General features: G+C 72.0%; 14 protein-coding genes and 2 pseudogenes. 12 read left to right on the plus strand and 4 right to left on the minus strand.

Annotated features, from left to right (window positions below; all coding sequences use genetic code 11):
• Positions 1-8: 8 nt before the first annotated feature.
• From ABD340_RS43740 to ABD340_RS43795, 12 genes and pseudogenes are all read left to right on the plus strand, one after another.
• Positions 9-800, plus strand: coding sequence for a DeoR/GlpR family DNA-binding transcription regulator (locus ABD340_RS43740; protein ID WP_344597588.1), 792 nt, complete (start codon positions 9-11; stop codon positions 798-800).
• Between the two features lie 62 nt (positions 801-862).
• Positions 863-1,864, plus strand: a complete 1,002-nt coding sequence (locus tag ABD340_RS43745; protein WP_344597590.1) for a 2-hydroxyacid dehydrogenase — start codon at positions 863-865, stop codon at positions 1,862-1,864.
• 68 nt (positions 1,865-1,932) lie between these two features.
• Positions 1,933-3,351, plus strand: coding sequence for an FGGY family carbohydrate kinase (locus ABD340_RS43750; protein ID WP_344597592.1), 1,419 nt, complete (start codon positions 1,933-1,935; stop codon positions 3,349-3,351).
• Between the two features lie 294 nt (positions 3,352-3,645).
• A complete protein-coding gene (locus tag ABD340_RS43755) occupies positions 3,646-4,146 on the plus strand; it encodes an alpha-L-rhamnosidase C-terminal domain-containing protein (protein ID WP_344597593.1) in 501 nt (166 codons plus the stop codon).
• 111 nt (positions 4,147-4,257) lie between these two features.
• The gene (locus ABD340_RS43760) at positions 4,258-5,538 is read left to right on the plus strand and encodes an extracellular solute-binding protein (protein ID WP_344597595.1); all 1,281 of its coding nucleotides are present in this window, start codon (positions 4,258-4,260) and stop codon (positions 5,536-5,538) included.
• A gap of 3 nt (positions 5,539-5,541) precedes the next feature.
• Positions 5,542-6,501, plus strand: a complete 960-nt coding sequence (locus ABD340_RS43765) for a carbohydrate ABC transporter permease (RefSeq protein ID WP_344597596.1) — start codon at positions 5,542-5,544, stop codon at positions 6,499-6,501.
• Between the two features lie 52 nt (positions 6,502-6,553).
• The gene (locus ABD340_RS43770) at positions 6,554-7,381 is read left to right on the plus strand and encodes a carbohydrate ABC transporter permease (protein WP_344597598.1); all 828 of its coding nucleotides are present in this window, start codon (positions 6,554-6,556) and stop codon (positions 7,379-7,381) included.
• A gap of 5 nt (positions 7,382-7,386) precedes the next feature.
• A complete protein-coding gene (locus ABD340_RS43775; RefSeq protein WP_344597600.1) occupies positions 7,387-11,142 on the plus strand; it encodes a glycosyl hydrolase in 3,756 nt (1,251 codons plus the stop codon).
• Entirely contained in the window at positions 11,139-11,735 is a 597-nt protein-coding gene (locus tag ABD340_RS43780) for a PhoD-like phosphatase N-terminal domain-containing protein (RefSeq protein WP_425547534.1), read from the plus strand. Before ABD340_RS43775 ends, ABD340_RS43780 begins: the two co-directional genes overlap by 4 nt.
• A gap of 98 nt (positions 11,736-11,833) precedes the next feature.
• A complete protein-coding gene (locus ABD340_RS43785; RefSeq protein WP_344597601.1) occupies positions 11,834-13,273 on the plus strand; it encodes an L-fucose/L-arabinose isomerase family protein in 1,440 nt (479 codons plus the stop codon).
• A gap of 111 nt (positions 13,274-13,384) precedes the next feature.
• Positions 13,385-13,768, plus strand: coding sequence for an SDR family NAD(P)-dependent oxidoreductase (locus ABD340_RS43790; protein ID WP_344597603.1), 384 nt, complete (start codon positions 13,385-13,387; stop codon positions 13,766-13,768).
• A 363-nt stretch (positions 13,769-14,131) separates the two neighbouring features.
• A pseudogene (locus ABD340_RS43795) lies at positions 14,132-14,284 on the plus strand (IS256 family transposase); the annotation flags it as partial.
• Positions 14,285-14,437: 153 nt separating this feature from the next.
• Here the strand turns inward: ABD340_RS43795 and ABD340_RS43800 are convergent.
• From ABD340_RS43800 to ABD340_RS43815, 4 genes and pseudogenes are all read right to left on the minus strand, one after another.
• The gene (locus ABD340_RS43800) at positions 14,438-14,632 is read right to left on the minus strand and encodes a hypothetical protein (protein WP_344597604.1); all 195 of its coding nucleotides are present in this window, start codon (positions 14,630-14,632) and stop codon (positions 14,438-14,440) included.
• A 279-nt stretch (positions 14,633-14,911) separates the two neighbouring features.
• Positions 14,912-15,325 (minus strand): hypothetical protein, encoded by a 414-nt coding sequence (locus ABD340_RS43805; RefSeq protein ID WP_344597606.1) that lies wholly within the window; start codon positions 15,323-15,325, stop codon positions 14,912-14,914.
• Between the two features lie 128 nt (positions 15,326-15,453).
• A pseudogene (locus tag ABD340_RS43810) lies at positions 15,454-15,762 on the minus strand (integrase core domain-containing protein); the annotation flags it as partial.
• Positions 15,763-15,766: 4 nt separating this feature from the next.
• A partial coding sequence (locus ABD340_RS43815; RefSeq protein WP_344597607.1) for an IS3 family transposase occupies positions 15,767-16,587 on the minus strand: 821 nt, incomplete at its 5' end.

Here is a 16,587-nt window from a genome sequence, read left to right on the forward strand (position 1 = left end):
ATCGCAGCATGACCAAGGACAACAGCGGCCGCCGTGGACCCGAGGCGCGGCGGCGGGCGATCGCCGACCATGTGCTGTCGGTGGGGTCGGCCGGCGCCGGCGACCTGGCCGAGCGCTTCGGCGTGAGCCTGATGACGGTCCACCGCGACCTGGACGAGCTGGAGCGACAGGGCATCGTCCGCAAGTACCGGGGCGGGGTGACCGCGCAGCCGTCCGGGGTGTTCGAGAGCAATGTCGCCTACCGGATGAAGTCCATGCAGGCGGCCAAGGACGCGATCGCGGCCCGGGCCGCCGCGCTGGTGGAGCCGGGCATGGCGGTGATGCTCGACGACTCCACCACCACGCTCGCGCTGGCCCGCAGGCTGGGCGGCATCACCCCGCTGACGGTGATCACCAACTTCCTGGAGACCACCAACCTGCTGGCCCGCGACCGCGACATCAGGCTGATGACGCTGGGCGGGGAGTACGACGCGCTGCACGACTCCTTCCTCGGCGTCTCCTGCGTGGACGCCATCGGCGCGCTGAACGTGGACCTGTGCTTCGTGTCGACCTCGGCGGTGTCCGGCGGTTTCGCCTACCACCAGGAGCAGCACATCGTGTCGGTCAAGCGGGCCATGCTGGAGTCCGCGCAGCGCAACGTCCTGCTGGTCGACCATTCCAAGCTCGGCCGGGTCGCGCTGCACCGGGTGGCGCCGCTGTCGGCGTTCGACCGCGTCATCGTCGACGACGGCGCGGGCGCCGAGGCGCTGCGCGAGCTGGACGAACACAAGATCGCCTACGAGGTCGCCGTGAGCCGGTAGCCCCTGTGACGGCGCGACCGTCCCGATTCCGCCGAGCTTGCGATCCCGATGAGAGGGTGCCGATGAGAGTGCTGGCCGCTGGAGACCGCTTCGTCCTGCCGGGGCTGCTGGAGGACGCGTTGCGCGCCGAGCTGGGCGGGACGGCCGACGTCCGCCGTCTGGAGCTGCCCTGGCCGGTGGTGCCCTTCGGCCCGGTGGCCGAGGTGAACGAGGCGTCCGGCGACGAGGACACCATGATCGAGGCGCTGGACGGCGTCGAGGCCTGCGTGACGCAGATGGCCCCGATCACCCGCAAGGTCCTGGACAACGCGCCCGGACTGCGGCTGGTCGCGGTCGCGCGCGGCGGTCCGGTCAACGTGGACGTGGAGGCGGCGACGGCGCGCGGCGTCCGAGTCTGCTACGCACCGGGGCGCAACGCGACCGCCACCGCCGAGTACACCGTCGGGCTCATGCTGGCCGTGCTGCGCCGCATCCCGCGGACGCACGCCGCGCTCGCCGGCGAGCGCGCCTGGGGCGGGGAGTACTACGCCTACGAGGCGACCGGGCTCGAACTGGAGGGCACGCCGGTCGGGCTCGTCGGCGGCGGCGCGGTCGGCAGCCGGGTCGCGCGGATCCTGGAAGGCTTCGGCGCCGACGTCCAGGTCTACGACCCGTACGTGCCGGGCGGCGCAGCGAGCCTGGACGACCTGCTGCGCCGCTCCAGGATCCTGTCCCTGCACGCCCGGCTGACCCCGGACAACCACGGCATGATCGGCGCTCGCGAGCTGGCGCTGCTGCCGCCCGGCTCGGTGGTGGTCAACTGCGCCCGCGGCCCGCTGCTGGACGAGGCGGCGCTGTGCGACGCGCTGGAGTCCGGTCACCTGTTCGGCGCGGGCCTGGACACCTTCGCCGTCGAGCCGCCGCCCGCCGGTTCGCGCCTGTTCTCCGCGCCCGGCGTCGTGATGACGCCGCACCTGGGCGGCGCGAGCCGCGCCGTGGCGCACAAGGCGGCGCGCATCGTGGCGGCCGAGGTCGGCAGGCTGCACCGGGGCGAGCCCCTCGCGCACTGCCTGAACCCCGCCTGAACCCCGCCTGAGCCCGGCCGCCCGGCACCGGGCGGCCCCACCCCCCGGGACGGAAGAGGGAGTCGACCATGTACGTCGGGATCGACGTGGGAACGTCGGTGGTCAAGGCCGCTGCGTTCGGTGAGGACGGCCGGACGCTCGCGGTCGAGGCGCGTCCCGCCCGGGTGCTGCGCGGCGGCGCCCGGGTCGAGCAGGACACCGAGGAGGTCGTCGCCGCGGTCGGGGACGTGCTCGGCGCGCTGGCCGCGCGGGTGCGCGAGCCGGCCGCGGCGGCCGGGCTGACCGGCCAGGGCGACGGCGTGTGGCTGGTGGACGCGCGGGCGCGGCCGGTCCGTCCGGCCATCTCCTGGATGGACGGCCGGGCGGCGTCGATCGTCGGCGAGTGGACGGCGGGCGGGGTGGCGGCCGAGGTGTTCGCGCGCACCGGCAACGCCCTGTTCCCCGGCTGCCCGGCCCCCGTCCTCGCCTGGCTCGACCGGCACGAGCCGGCCTCCCTCGACTCCGCGGCCACCGCCGCGTACTGCAAGGACGTGGTCTTCCAGCGGCTCACCGGCGTGCGCGCCACCGACGCCAGCGACGCCTCCGTCCCGTTCCTCGACCCGCGCACCCGCGCCTACGACCGGGAGGCGCTGGCGGCCTGCGGCCTCGCACACCGGGCCGGCCTGCTGGCCCCGATCGCCGAGCCGCTCCCGCGGGGCGAGGCGCGGGCGGGCTTCCCGCTGCCGTCCGGGACGCCGGTCACCGCCGGGCCGTTCGACGTGCCCGCGTGCGCGCTGGGCGCGGGGGTGACCGAGCCGGGCGACGGCCTCCTGATCATCGGGACGACGCTGGCCTGCCTGGCCGTGGTGGACCGGCCCGCGCTGGACGGCGAGCCGACCGGCTTCCACTTCGCCACCTCCCGTCCCGACCGGTGGCTGCGGGGGATGCCGGCGATGGTGGGGACGGCGGCGCTGGACTGGTTCCTGGAGCGCATCGGCGCGTCCCACCGCGACCTGGACGGCCTGCTGGCCGAATCTCCGCCGGGTGCGCGCGGGGTACGGGTGCTCCCGTTCTTCTCGCCTTCAGGAGAGCGGGCGCCGTTCGTCGAACCGGCGGCGCGCGCCGAGATCACCGGGGTGAGCCTGGAGACGACCGATGCCGATCTGGTCCGCGCGACCTGCGAGGGGATCGCGTTCGCGGCCCGGCACTGCCTGGAGGCGGCCGGACTGGGCGGCGCGCTGTCGGTGGCGGGCGGCGGGACCCGCAGCGCCCGGTGGCTCGGGCTGTTCGCCGACGTCCTCGGCCGCCCGCTGCGGGTGGCGGCCGACGAGGCCGGCGCCCGCGGTGCCGTGCTGGCCGGGGGGCACGGGCTGGACGCGGCGGCGTGGACCCGGCCCGCCTCGGTGCGGGAGCCGGACGCGGGCCGCGCCGCCGCCTACGACGAGGAGTACCGAGCGTACCGGGAGCGGGTGGACACGGCCCGCGAGCGATGGCTGAACCAGCGCTGATAACACATAATCTTGTTGTTATCGCAGCCATAAATACCGTCCCCGTTCCCCGCCCCCGGCACGCCGGGGGCGGGCCCGGGGCGCGCACCCGCAATCGTCGCCTATGACCAGCACGACTCCCACCAGCGGCGCAGCCCGAGAGAGCGCGCAGGTACCCCTTCCGGAGGATGCGGAGGTGCGCGTGAAGCGGAACGTAAGTGATGTCTTGACACCCCACATCCATATCCCTACGCTAATCTCACACTTCTTGATGTTAAATCCACGAACTTGATGCGGGATCGAGGAGACGGCGTCATGACCGGCCAATCCCATGAGGCGCTGGCTCCGTACGGCCTTCGCTGCGAGCACCTGGCCGAGCCACTGGGACTCGACGAGCGCACCCCGCTGCTGTCGTGGCGCCTGGCGTCCGCCCGCCGCGGCGAATGGCTCTACCAGGGCGTCGCCGGGCCGGCCCAGGCGCCCGGCTCCACCGGCTACCGCGAGCTGCTGATTCGCCCCCGCCCCGGCGGACTGGCGTGGGCCCGCGCCGCCTACGAGTCGGTCCGCGGCACCCTCCGCACCGCCTGGACGCGGGCGGACGGCGAGCTGCGGCTGGAAGTGGGCGTGCCACCCGGCGCGACCGCCACCGTGCACGTGCCCACCGGAGATCCCGAGGGCGTACGCGAGAGCGGGATCCCGGTGGCCGGCGCCGCCGGGGTCACTGTCCCGGGCACCGGGCCTGGAACGCTCCTGTGCCGGGTGGCCTCGGGGGACTACCGCTTCACCGCGGCCGACCCGTCGGGCACCGTCCCCTAGCCGGCAGCACCGGCGGTACGGCCGCCGCGGCCCCGGCCGCGGCACCCGAGGCGGCCCGCGCGGGCCGCCGGATCCCTCGCGGCACAGGGCCGCGGGGTTCGAGGAGGACTCATGACATCGTCGCTTCGGACAGCTTCCCTCAGCCGCCGCGGCTTCCTCGGGCTCGGCGGCGGGGTCGCCGCCATGGGCGCGCTGGCGGCCTGCGGCGGGACCACGGGCACGGGCGGCGGCGCCGGAACGCTGCAGCTGGTCGGCGTGGCCGACCAGCAGAAGGCCGTGGACCAGCTCGTCAAGGCCTACACCAGAAGCAAGTTCAACGTCTCGTTCGCGCCCACCGACCAGGTGCAGACCTCGGTGCGCACCCGGCTCGGCGCGGGCAACGCCCCCGACGTGCACGTGGTGTTCCCCGGCAACGGGTCGGCGATGAGCATGGTGCAGATCTCCCAGGCTGGGCTGCTGGCCGACCTCAGCGACCAGGCGTGGGCCAAGCGCGTCCCGCCGACGCTGAAGCCCGCCTTCCAGAACGACGGCAAGACCTACGCCTACTCCGCCGGATCCAGCGTCATCGGCGCCGTCTACAACAAGAAGGTGTTCCAGGAGGCCGAGGTCGAACCGCCCGCGACCTGGAGCGAGTTCCTGGAGGTCTGCGAGAAGATCAAGGCCAAGGGCAGGACGCCGATCGCCCTGGGGGCGCAGACCCCGTGGGTCACACAGCTGATCACGTACGCGCTGGTGCCGTCCACCGTCTACGCCAAGAACCCGCGGTTCGACGAGCAGATGAAGGCGGGCTCGGTGAGCTTCGCAAACTCCGGCTGGACGCAGGCGCTGGAAATGTACCTGGAGCTGCAGAAGCGCGGCTTCTTCAACGGCAACCCCAACGGCACCACCTTCGAGCAGCAGACGGCGATGGTCGCCACCGGCAAGGCCGGGATGGCGATCCAGGTGTCGGCGGTGCTGCCGGACTTCCGCAAGCAGGCCGCCTCCCCGGACGACCTGGGCATGTTCCCGGTGCCGGGCGCCGACGACGAGAACCAGTGCTGGATCCCCGCCGGCGTGGTGGTCGGCCTGGGCGTCAGCGCGCGCAGCAAGAACCTCGACGAGGCCAAGGCGTTCCTGGAGTTCCTCGGCGAGCAGAAGAACATGAACACCTGGGCCGAGGCGGTGGCCTGCGTCCCGCTGACCCGGGACGCCTCGTCCAAGATCGACCCGGTGCTTGAGTCGTTTCTGCCATTCATCGACGGCAGCAAGGCCGTGCCGTTCATGGACCAGGCCTGGCCCAACGCCGAGGTCCAGCCCGCGCACTTCGCCGCCGTCCAGGAGCTGCTGGGCGGGCGCACCACCATCCCCAAGGCGCTGGCCAAGCTGGACGAGACCTACCGGAAGAAGTCCTGACCTGTGACCTCCACCATCGGTTCCGCCCCGGCCGCGGAGGGAACCGCGCTTTCGGCGAGCGCGCCCGCCCGCCGCGGCCGGCGGCGCGGCCGCCGCTTCCTGTCCCCGCCGTGGTGGTTCGCCGCCCCCGCACTGGCCGTGTACGCGCTGGTCGTGCTGTACCCGGCCGTCGCGGGCATGGTGTACGCCTTCACCGACTGGAACGGTCTGGGCGAGCTGAACTTCATCGGCCTGGACAACTTCTCGCGGCTGTTCGGCGACGAGGCGGCCCGCGGGTCGCTGGTCAACACGCTGCTGCTGACCCTGGCGATCGTGTTCGTGCAGAACGGCATCGGGCTGGCGCTCGCGCTCGGAGTGCACACCAGAATCAAGTCCCGGTCGGTGCTGCGGGTGGTCTTCTTCGCCCCGGCCGTGGTCAGCCCGGTGATGGTGGCCCTCCTGTGGAAGTACATCTACAACCCCGCGCCGGAGGCCGGTATCAACGGCCTCCTCGGCGCGGTCGGCCTGGGCGGGCTCCGGCAGGACTGGCTCGGCGATCCCGACCTGGCGCTGTGGTCGGTGGCGGGCATGGTGATCTGGCAGTTCGCCGGCTACTCGATGGTGATCTTCCTGGCCGGGCTGGAGGGCGTCCCGGAGGAGCTGCACGAGGCGGCGATGATCGACGGTGCGGGCCGGTGGCAGCGGTTCCGGCACGTGACCTGGCCGCTGCTGGCACCCGCCGTGACCATCAACCTGATGCTGTCGACCATCGGCGGCCTGAAGCTGTTCGACCAGGTGTACGCCGCGACCAACGGCGGCCCGGGCTACGCCAGCGAGACGCTGTCCACGGTGCTGTACAAGCAGGCGTTCGTGTTCGGCAACTACGGCTACAGCACCGCGATCGCGCTGGTGCTGGCGCTGTTCGTCGCCGCGGTGTCGATGGTGCAGGTCTACTACCTGCGCGGACGGGAGGTCTCCTCATGAGCGGCGGAGCCGGTGCGCGGAGTCTGGGGAACCTCCCCCAGGGAGTGAGAACATGAGCCTCAGGTACGGGCTGCGCACCTTCGGCCTGGAACTGGTGATGATCGCCGTCGCGGTGGCCTTCCTGTTCCCGGTGTACGCGCTGATCACGATGTCGTTCAAGAACCCCCGGCAGGTCGCCGAGTCGCCGCTGTCGCTGCCAACGAGTCCCCGCCTGGACAACTACGCCAACGCTTGGACGCGCGCCGAGATCGGCCCCGCGCTGATGAACAGCACGGTCGTCACGGTGGTCAGCCTGATCGCGCTGATCGCGCTCGGGTCGCTGGCCGCCTACTACCTGTCGAGGCAGGCGACCCGGCTGGGCTACGGCCTGTACATGCTGTTCCTGCTGGGCATCGTGCTGCCGTTCCAGCTCGGGATGATCCCGCTGTTCACGATGGTGGACTCGGCCGGGCTGCTGGGAAGCTATCCCGGGATCATCATCTTCTACACCGGCATCCAGCTGCCCTTCACGATCTTCCTGTACACCGGGTTCGTCCGGGCGCTGCCGGCCGACTACGCCAACGCCGCGCTGATCGACGGCGCCGGGCACTTCCGCGCGTTCACCCAGGTGGTGTTCCCGCTGCTGCGACCGATCACCGGCACGGTGCTGATCCTCAACGCGGTGTTCATCTGGAACGACCTGCTGACGCCGCTGCTCTACCTGGGCGGCTCCACCCGCGAGACGGTGCCGGTGCGGATCTTCGCGTTCGTCGGCCAGTACGTCTCCGACAACGGCCTGGTGTTCGCCGGGCTGGTGCTGGCCTCGCTGCCGATCCTGGCGGTGTTCCTGGTTCTGCAGAAGTACGTCATCAAGGGCTTCGCCAGCGGGCTGAAAGGATGACCCCGGTGATTCCGCGGCGGCTGCGGGCGGTGCTGGACGCCCCGCCCCGCTCCCACTCCCCCGCCCCGATCTGGTGGTGGAGCGGCGAGCGGCTGGACCGGCGGCGGCTGCGCGACCAGCTCGAACGGTTCGCCGCCGGCGGCGTGTACAACCTGGTGATCCTGAACCTGGCGCCGTCCGGTCCGATGTTCGGCGCGGACGCCGACGAGCCGGCCTTCTTCACCGGCGCCTGGTGGGAGCTGCTCGACGGCGTCTGCGAGGACGCCCTGGAGCTCGGCGTCTCACTCTGGTTCTACGACCAGCTCGGGTTCTCGGGCGCCGACCTCCAGGCCCGCCTAGTCCGGGACGTCCCCGCGTACGCCGGGCAGTGGCTGGAGCGCGACGGCGGCGTCTCCGCACGCGGTTTCGACTACCTGTCGGCGCAGGCATGCGCGGCCCTGCTGGATCGCGTCCACGGCGAGTACGAGCGGCGGCTGGGCCATCGCTTCGGCAGCGCGATCGTCGGCTCCTTCCAGGACGAGCTGCCGTCGATCCCCACCTGGACGGAGGGGTTCGCCGAGGAGTTCGCCGCCCGCCGCGGCTACGACCTCGCCCCGTACCTGCCGTCGCTGTGGAAGGACGGGAACGACGCAGCGCTGCGGGTCCGCCGCGACTTCCACCTGACCCGGGGGGAGCTGGCCGAGGAGGCGTTCTTCCGTCCGCTGGCCGAGTGGCACGAGCGGCACGGCCTCCTGCACGGATGCGACCAGCAGGACCCGGCGCGCGCCGGGCATCCCGTGGACGGCGTCCGGTTGTACGCCGACTACGCCCGTACGCACCGCTGGTTCGGCGCCCCCGGCTCCGACCATCACGGTGATGCGCGCGTCCACTCGTCCCTGGCGCACCTGTACGGGCGCGACCGGGTGTGGATCGAGGCGTTCCACTCCAGCGGGTGGGGCGGAACGCTGGAGGAGACCTTCGACTGGCTGCTCCCGTGGTTGCGCGCGGGCGCCACCCTCTACAACCCGCACGCGGCCTACTACACGACCAAGGCCGGCTGGTGGGAGTGGGCTCCGCCTTCCACGGACTGGCGCCAGCCCTACTGGCCGCACCACCGCGTCTTCGCCGAGGCCGTCACGCGCCTCTGCGCGGCCCTGTCCATGGGACGGCACCTATGCGATGTCGCCGTCCTGTTCCCCACGGCGACCGCCCAGGCCGGGTCGCGGCTGGACGGCGCGGACTCCTTCGCCGCCGAGGCCCAGGAGACCTACCGGGCGCTGGTGGGCGACTTGGCCTGGTTCCAGATGGTGCCGGGCGCCCTGGGCCGGCTGGGGATCGACGCCGACGTCATCGACGACGACTCCGTCCAGCGCGCCGAGGTCACCGAAAGACGGCTGGCGGTGGCCGGCGAGTCGTACGGAACGGTCCTGCTCCCGGCCTGCACGGTGCTGGAGGGCGACACCGCGCGTCGGCTGGCCGCCCTGGTCGAGGCCGGCGGACGCGTCGTCGCGATCGGCCCGCCGCCCCGGCTCGGCGTGGGCGACCCCGCGGCCGGCGAGGCCGTGGCCCGCCTGGCGTCCCTGGTCGACACCGTCGCCGACACCGGCTCCCTCGCCCCCTTCCTGGAGGGCGCGCGGCGGGTGGAGGCTCCCGTCCCGGCCCTGGTACGCGAGGTGGACGGCGCGACCGTCGTGTTCGTGACGGCCGCCGAGTCGATGGCCAGCCGCGTTTCGGTGGGCGCCCCCGACGAACGCGGGATCGACCTGGGCTGGCTGGACGTCACCTACGACTTCGACCCCGGCCGCTACCACCGGGACATGCGCGTGCGCGTCAGCGGCGTCAGCGGACCGGCCTTCCTGGTCAGCCCCTTCGGCGGCGAACCGCGCCCCCTTCCCGCGGTGCAGGGGCCGTCGTGGGTCGACGTGGTCGTCCCGTTCGACGACGCCCCCGCCGCTCTGCTGATCTTCCCCGGTGACGGGGACGCGGCCCCTCAAGCCCCGTCCGAGCGGCTCGACTGCGCAACCGACCTGGGCTCGACCTGGGACATGGAACTGGTGCCGACGCTCGACAACACCTGGGGCGACTTCGCCCGGCCCTACGGGGAAATGCCGGTGCTGGAGAGCTGGCGGCTGTGGCACCGCGCCGGTGACGACCCGTCCGGCGAGGAGTGGACGCCGGTCCACGCGACGTTCGGCCCGCACGCCGTCTGGACCGACGCCGACACCGACGGCGGCGCCGGCGAGTGGCGGCCGATCGTCTACTCCGACGCCAGGGGGATCCGCAAGGACCCGATCCACCGAGCCGTCCTGGGGCCGAAGGGACACATACCCGAGGAGTTCCTCGACTTCGGCCAGGTCCGGGCGGGGCGGCAGGTGGTCGTCCGGACCCGCATGACCGTGCCGTCCCCCGGCGGACACCTGGTGCTCGGAGCCGCCGCCGCCAAGACCGTCCTCCTGGACGGAGAGACCGTTCCGCTGGACGACCGCGGATACCTGGCGACGTCCGAGTGCCCGCTTCCCGAGGGCTCGTACATGCTGGAAGTGCGGTTGGTCCCGGACGAGGACCTGCGGCTGCGCGGCCACCTGTCCACCACCACCGCGCCCACTCGCTGCCTGCGGCCCGAATGGATGACCGCCGCGGGCACGCCTCGTCCCGGCGCGCAGGTCGCCTTCACCGCGGAACTGCCGGCCTCGGGCGTCTTGCAGGTGGCCTCCGCCGCCGCCTGCCGGGTCCTGGTCGACGGCGTGGAGTTCGGACGCCAGGGCGGCTTCGAGCCCTACGCCGAACAGGACACTCCCCGGGTGGGCCGCTACACGCTGCCCGGCGGGCCCGGCGCCCGGCTCACCCTCGTCCTCACCGAGGACCGGACCCCTGCGAGCGTCCTGGTGGACGGTCCGCTCGTCTCCGGCACCGGCTGGCAGGCGACCCGCGAGGGAGCCGCGGTACCGGTCGTCGCCAGACGCGCCCAGTACGGCGATCCGGCGGCCCTGCACCTGCACCGGCGCCCGCACCCCCTCCCCGCCGCCGGCTGGCTGGAAGACCTGGAAGAGGACGGCGTCCTGCCCGCCGCCTTCGCCGTCCCTGGTACGGGCCCGCGCACCGAGTGGCTGCGCTGCACGGTGCCGCCGGGCGCGACCCGGATGCGCTTCACCGCCCGAGCCGAGGTCACCTGCATCGTCCTGGACGGCGCCACACTCCAGCCCGTCCGGACCGGCGACACGTTCGACCTCGAACTGCCCGGCGAGCACCGCCCGGCCAGGACCGTGGACGTCCGCCTGCGCACGAACCCCGGGCACCAGGAGGGCGCCGCCCTCGCCGGACCCGTCCGGTTCGAGACCGGCCCCGGCACGATCGACCTGGGCGACTGGGAGGACAGGGGCCTGACCGGCTACAGCGGCGGCGTCCGCTACCGCCGCGTCCTCGACCTGGCCACCGCCCCCGGACCGGCCGGACTCGACCTCGGCCATGTCCGGGGCACCGCCGAGGTCACGGTGAACGGAACCCCGGCGGGCGTCCGTATCTGCGCCCCGTACACCTTCGACCTGGGCACCGCCCTGCGCCAGGGCCGCAACGAGATCGACATCGTGGTCTACGGCACCCTCGCCCCGTACCTGGACGACACCAGCCCCACCCACTTCGTCTTCACGGGGCAGCGGGCCAGCGGCCTCATGGGGCCGGTGACCCTTCAGACAACCGACAAGCCCGTTCTCGCCCCCGCTGAGACCCGGTCCCGCCGAGCCCCCACCGACTCGAACTTCCACACCGCACGGAGTTCCGCATGACCAAAGCCCCGGCACCGCACGGCCCGGCCATCGACCGCCGTAGCCTGCTTCTCTCCGGCGGCGCCGTCGGCCTCGGCGCCGCCGCGGCCGGCCTGTCGGCCGCACCGAGCTGCGCGGCACCGGTCTTCCCGTCCGATCCGTTCGCGCTCGGCGTCGCCTCCGGCGACCCATGGCCCGACAGCGTCGTGCTGTGGACCAGACTCGCCCCGCAGCCGCTGGCCCTGGACGGTTCCGGCGGGATGCCCGCCCGCAAGGTCCAGGTCGGCTGGGAGATCGCCACCGACGAGCGCTTCCGCAAGGTCGTGCGCCGCGGCCACGCCTTCGCCACCCCGGAGCTGGCCCACTCCGTGCACGTCGAGGTACGCGGTCTGCGACCGGACCGCGAGTACTTCTACCGTTTCCGCGTCCTGGACGCCAACGAGCACATCAAATTCACCAGCTACCAGCGCGGCTACATGCGCTGCACTTTGGACGACAGCACCTTCCGCACCGATTTCCGCGTCCTTCCGTACGTGACCCGGCCCGGCGCACCCATCAGCACCCGCACGTCCTTCGTCACCGAGAACGGCAATCCGGGCCTCCAGTCCGCCTGACGCTCAGCGTCCCGACCGTTCCCGTCATGTCCGGCCAGACGACCTACGGCCCCGTCCGCCGTCACGACCACGCAGCGCACCGACCGAGGAGGATCCCGATGAGTGAGGCGACCGTCGACCGCTCCCTGCTCCCGCCCGTCGTCCGCCGCAAGACCCGCATCGGCCTGGTCGCCGGCGGGCTCGGCACGTACTGGCCCCAGTTCCCCGGCCTGCTGCCGCAACTGCAGAAGTCGGCCCGCTACGTCTCCGAGCGCTTCCAGGACATGGACGCCGAGGTCACCGACGCCGGCTTCATCTCCGACGCCCAGGAGGGCGCGGCCGCGGCGGAGCTGCTGCGCAAGGCCGACTGCGACCTGATCGTCATGTTCCTCACGACCTACCTCACCAGCTCGATGGTGCTTCCGATCGCCCAGCGGTCCAACACCCCGGTCCTGGTCATCGACCTGCAGCCGACCGAGAAGATGGACCACGCCGCGTTCGGCACCGGCGACTGGCTGGCCTACTGCGGGCAGTGCTCCGTCCCCGAGGTCGGCAACGTGTTCCGCCGCGCGGGCATCCCGTTCCGTTCGGTGTCCGGCCACCTCACGCAGGAGTCGGCGTGGACCCGTATCGGGCGGTGGATCCAGGCCGCGAAGATCCGCGCGACGCTGCGCCACGCCCGGCACGGGCTGATGGGCCACGTGTACCCCGGCATGCTCGACGTCTCCACCGACCTGACCCTGCTGCCCGCCACGTTCGGCAGCCACGTCGAGGTGCTGGAGTTCGACGACCTGCGCCACCGGGTGGAGAAGGTCACCGACACCGAGGCGGCGGCCCGGATGGACCTCGCGCGGCAGATCTTCACGCTCGACGACACCGTCGTCGAGGACGACTTCGCCTGGGGCGCCCGCGTCTCGGTCGGGCTCGACCGGCTGGTCGAGGACTTCGAGCTGGACAGCCTGGCCTACTACCACCGGGGCCTGAACGGCGAGCTGCACGAGCGCCTCGGCGCCGGAATGATCCTCGGCGCCTCGCTGCTGACCGCCCGCGGGCTGCCGGCGACGGGCGAGTACGAGCTGCGCACCTCCGTCGCCCAGCTCGTCACCCAGGTCGCCGGCGCCGGCGGATCGTTCTGCGAGATCCAGGCCCTCAACTTCGAGGACGGGGTGGTCGAGATGGGCCACGACGGCCCCGCCCACCTCGCCGTCGCCAGCCGCGACCCGCTGCTGCGCGGCCTGGGCGTGTACCACGGCAAGCGCGGCTGGGGAGTGTCGGTCGAGTTCGACGTCCAGCACGGCCTCGTCACGCTGCTCGGGCTGGGCCAGGACCGCGACGGCACCCTCACGTTCATCGCCAGCGAGGGCGAGGTCGTCCCCGGACCCCTGCTGGAGATCGGCAACACCACCAGCCGCGTGGACTTCGGCCGCGACCCGGGAGAGTGGGTCGACGACTGGTCGGCCACCGGCATCGGGCACCACTGGTCCCTGTCCCTGGGACACCGCGCCGACGACTACCGCGCCGCGGCGAACCTCCTCGGCATCCCCTTCCGCAAGGTCTGACCCACCTCGCGTACCTGGGCGCCGAGCCCCCTCCCCTCGGCGCCCACGCGGCGGCGGACTGTGACGATCAACGGAACCCGGGTTGACGCCGTCCGTCCAACCTTGACCAGCATGAGGACGGTCAGACCGCCCTCTACCGGGCCACGTGCGTCCGGACCGCTGAGGCCCTCGCGCAAGAGCGTGACGAAGCGGCGCACGCAGCCGGCGTCGGCCTCAGGGGCGGCGATCATGGCCATGACCAAGAACGCGGCACTGCACTGGGCCACCGCCGGAGTCCGGGTCAACGCCGTCGTCCCTGGCTTCATAGGCACCCGAGCCTTGCTTGACAGGTACGGGAACACCGAGCGCCACTCGGCGATGCTCGCCAACACCCCGATGCGCCGCCTGGGCCGCCCCGAGGAAGTCGCCGCGGCCGTCGCCCATCTCGCAAGTGACGACTCCGGCTACACCACCGGCTCGGAACTCCTTGTCGACGGTGGATGGTCCGCCCGGTAAGGCTGCGGTCCTGCTCCCGGCGGTCAGCGCTTGGCGGCAACCGCGTCGTTTCCGAACCTGGACCGGGGACGGCCAGGCCGGTCACCGCCGTGGTCCTGGCCGGGCAAGGCTCGCTGAAGTGCTCGCGGTAGCGCGTTCATCTCGGCGAAGTACCCGGGGACGGTGATGTGGACACCGGTCCGGACGACCTGCTCCAGGTCGCTGCCGGCGGCACTGTCTCCGGGACCAGGAAGTCGCACGCGATGATCGCGTGAGCCTGGGCGGTGCGGAACCGCCGCCACGAGGTCGTCCCGGACCTCGTAGAACTTTGAGGCCGCCGCGCCCGCGCAGGCCGATGCCGCCGTAGCCCATGCTGTTGTGCCGATGCCCGCGCACGTCCAGGTCGCGATGGCCGGCAGCGTGCGGGAGGGCCTGCTGGCCCTGGCCGTGGGCGCGGGCATGCAGGTGATGGCCGCGATGATGGAGGAGAGCGTGACCTGCCAGTGTCAGTGCTCACCCGCCGGCGGCCACCAGGCACCGAGTCTCCAGCAAAGCCGACCCGGCAAGGGCGATTAGAGAGGTGCCGATAACTGAACAGCCCCCCTCAGCGCGGGCGGCGGGCTACTCGGCGGCGACACCGACGGCGACCTCGACATCGGCTGCGGGCCTGTCTGGGCGCATTGTCCGCGTTTACCGATCCAGGTTGCGTCCCAGGTCTTCGAGGTCGCGTCCCAGGTCCTTCAGGTCGCGCGGGCTCAAGACCCGCAGGGTGCTCTTGAGGGCCTTCCGTTCGTTTCGGTCCAGGTCACGCACGTCGCGTCCTAGATTCCGCACGTGGCGCAGGTCCGGCAGGCGGTGCTCCAGGTCGCTCAGCTCTGCTTCCAAGTCCCTCAGGTTACGCATCGTGAATCATCTCCACTATCGGGTCCCGCGGGGGATGCTGCAGGACGTCGTAAATGGACTGTCCGCGGCCGGGGGGCGTCGTCAATCAGGCTCAAGCACGCGAAGATCGGTGAACCACCTGTCCGCAGGCCGCGGCGTGCACCACACCTCACAAGTTGACGCCGAGCGTGCGCCACCAGTCGTCGAGGGTGCCCCAGGTGTATGTGAAGGGGTGTGGAGTCGGGGCACGCACAGGGTGCGGCATCAGAGCCGGGTCGGCGGTCATCGGGACAGAAGGATGCCGATCACGATCACAAGCGCCAGCGCCATGAGGGGAGCAAGAGCGAAGATCGCGAGTTGGAGCAGGCAGCCCCGCTGCTTCACAGTGCCGGGAGCTCCGATGGTGCCTGCGAGGTACAGGGCCGCAGGGCCACGGTACTCCAGCTCAGATGGCTGCTCAGGGGTGAGAACCGTGGCGGCGACGCCAATCTGACCGCCTCCCTGCGACACGGCAACGTGCACTGGCTTGTCCGCCGGGATCTCGAAGGCCGCCCTCCCCCAACGCTGGTGGTAGTGGGCACCGTCGATACCGACGGTGACGCCGGCCTTGGCAACTACCCCGCGGCGCGTGTGGAGCTGCAGGACCCGCATGAGGCCGTCGTGGGCGCCGGCGTATGGGATGGGCGTCTCGCTCATGCTCGCCATCGTTACCACAGGGCCCTGCTGCCGAACCACCCCGCGCGCGCCACCATCGGCCCTAGTGCCCAATTGGACAGCCAGCGAACGCCTGCCCCGGATGAAGCGCCCCGGTTTCGATAGAGGCTCTAGGTTGTGACTGTGACCTGCGGTTCCGTGCGGTTCTGGAAGTAGCCGACCTCGTATTCGTCGGGTGGGACGTGGCCGATCTCACCGTGCAGGCGGGTGGTGTTGTACCAATTGACCCATTCGGCGGTGGCCAGTTCGACGCCGGTCAGGTGCTTCCACGGGCCACGCGGTTTGATCAGCTCGGTCTTGTACAGGCCGATCGCCGACTCCATCAGCGCGTTGTCGAGCGCGTCGCCGACGGTGCCGATCGAGGCGTCGATCCCGGTCTCGACCAGGTGGGCAGTGAAGCGGAAGCTGGTGTATTGGGTGGGCTCAACCGGTCGTCGCAACACCTTGATTGTGGAGGTGTGCGTGGGAAGGCCGAAGGGTTGGGCGACGACGGTGACGGGGCGTCCGGCGATGCGTTCGCCTGGGCGGCCTCCGGTCCGGCGGGATGTGGAGCGGGCGTTCTGGAAACGGATCGCCGAGGGGATGACCACCGAGGACGCGGCGATCGCGTGCGGCGTGTCGGTCCCGGTCGGATCCCGGTGGTTCCGCGAGCGTGGCGGCATGCCCTCGATCCAGTTGAGCCCGTTGTCGGGAAGGTTCCTGTCGTTCGCCGAGCGCGAGGAGATCGCGCTGCTCAAGGCCCAGGGTGTGGGAGTGGTGCACCAGGCCCGGGCCGACCGGCCGTCCGGCCCGGTCACGCCGCCACAGCGCCATGTCCAGGGCGTCCAGGACCAGCCGGGTGCGCTTGGTGGTCGCGGCCGCCCAGCCGACGATCGCCCGCGAGAAGATGTCCACCACGAATGCGACGTAGACCACGCCGGCCCAGGTGGTCACGTGGGTGAAGTCGGCGACCCAGCGGCGGTTGGGCGCGGTGGCGGTGAAGTCGCGCCGCAGCAGGTCGGCCGCGCGTTCGTGCCTGTCATCGCGCACGGTGGTACGGACCTTGCGGCCGCGGCGGGCGCCGGTCAGGCCGAGTCCGCGCATCAGGCGTTCCACCGTGCAGCGCGCCGCCTGGTGGCCCTCGCGTTGCAGTTGCCGCCAGACCTTGCGGGCGCCATAGACCTGGTAGTTGTCCTGGTGAATGCGGGTGATCTCGGTCTTGAGCCGCTCGTCGCGGACCGCCCGGGCCGAGGCCGGACGCGACT

The organism is Actinomadura vinacea, assembly GCF_039532545.1.
Taxonomy (GTDB): Bacteria; Actinomycetota; Actinomycetes; order Streptosporangiales; family Streptosporangiaceae; genus Spirillospora; species Spirillospora vinacea.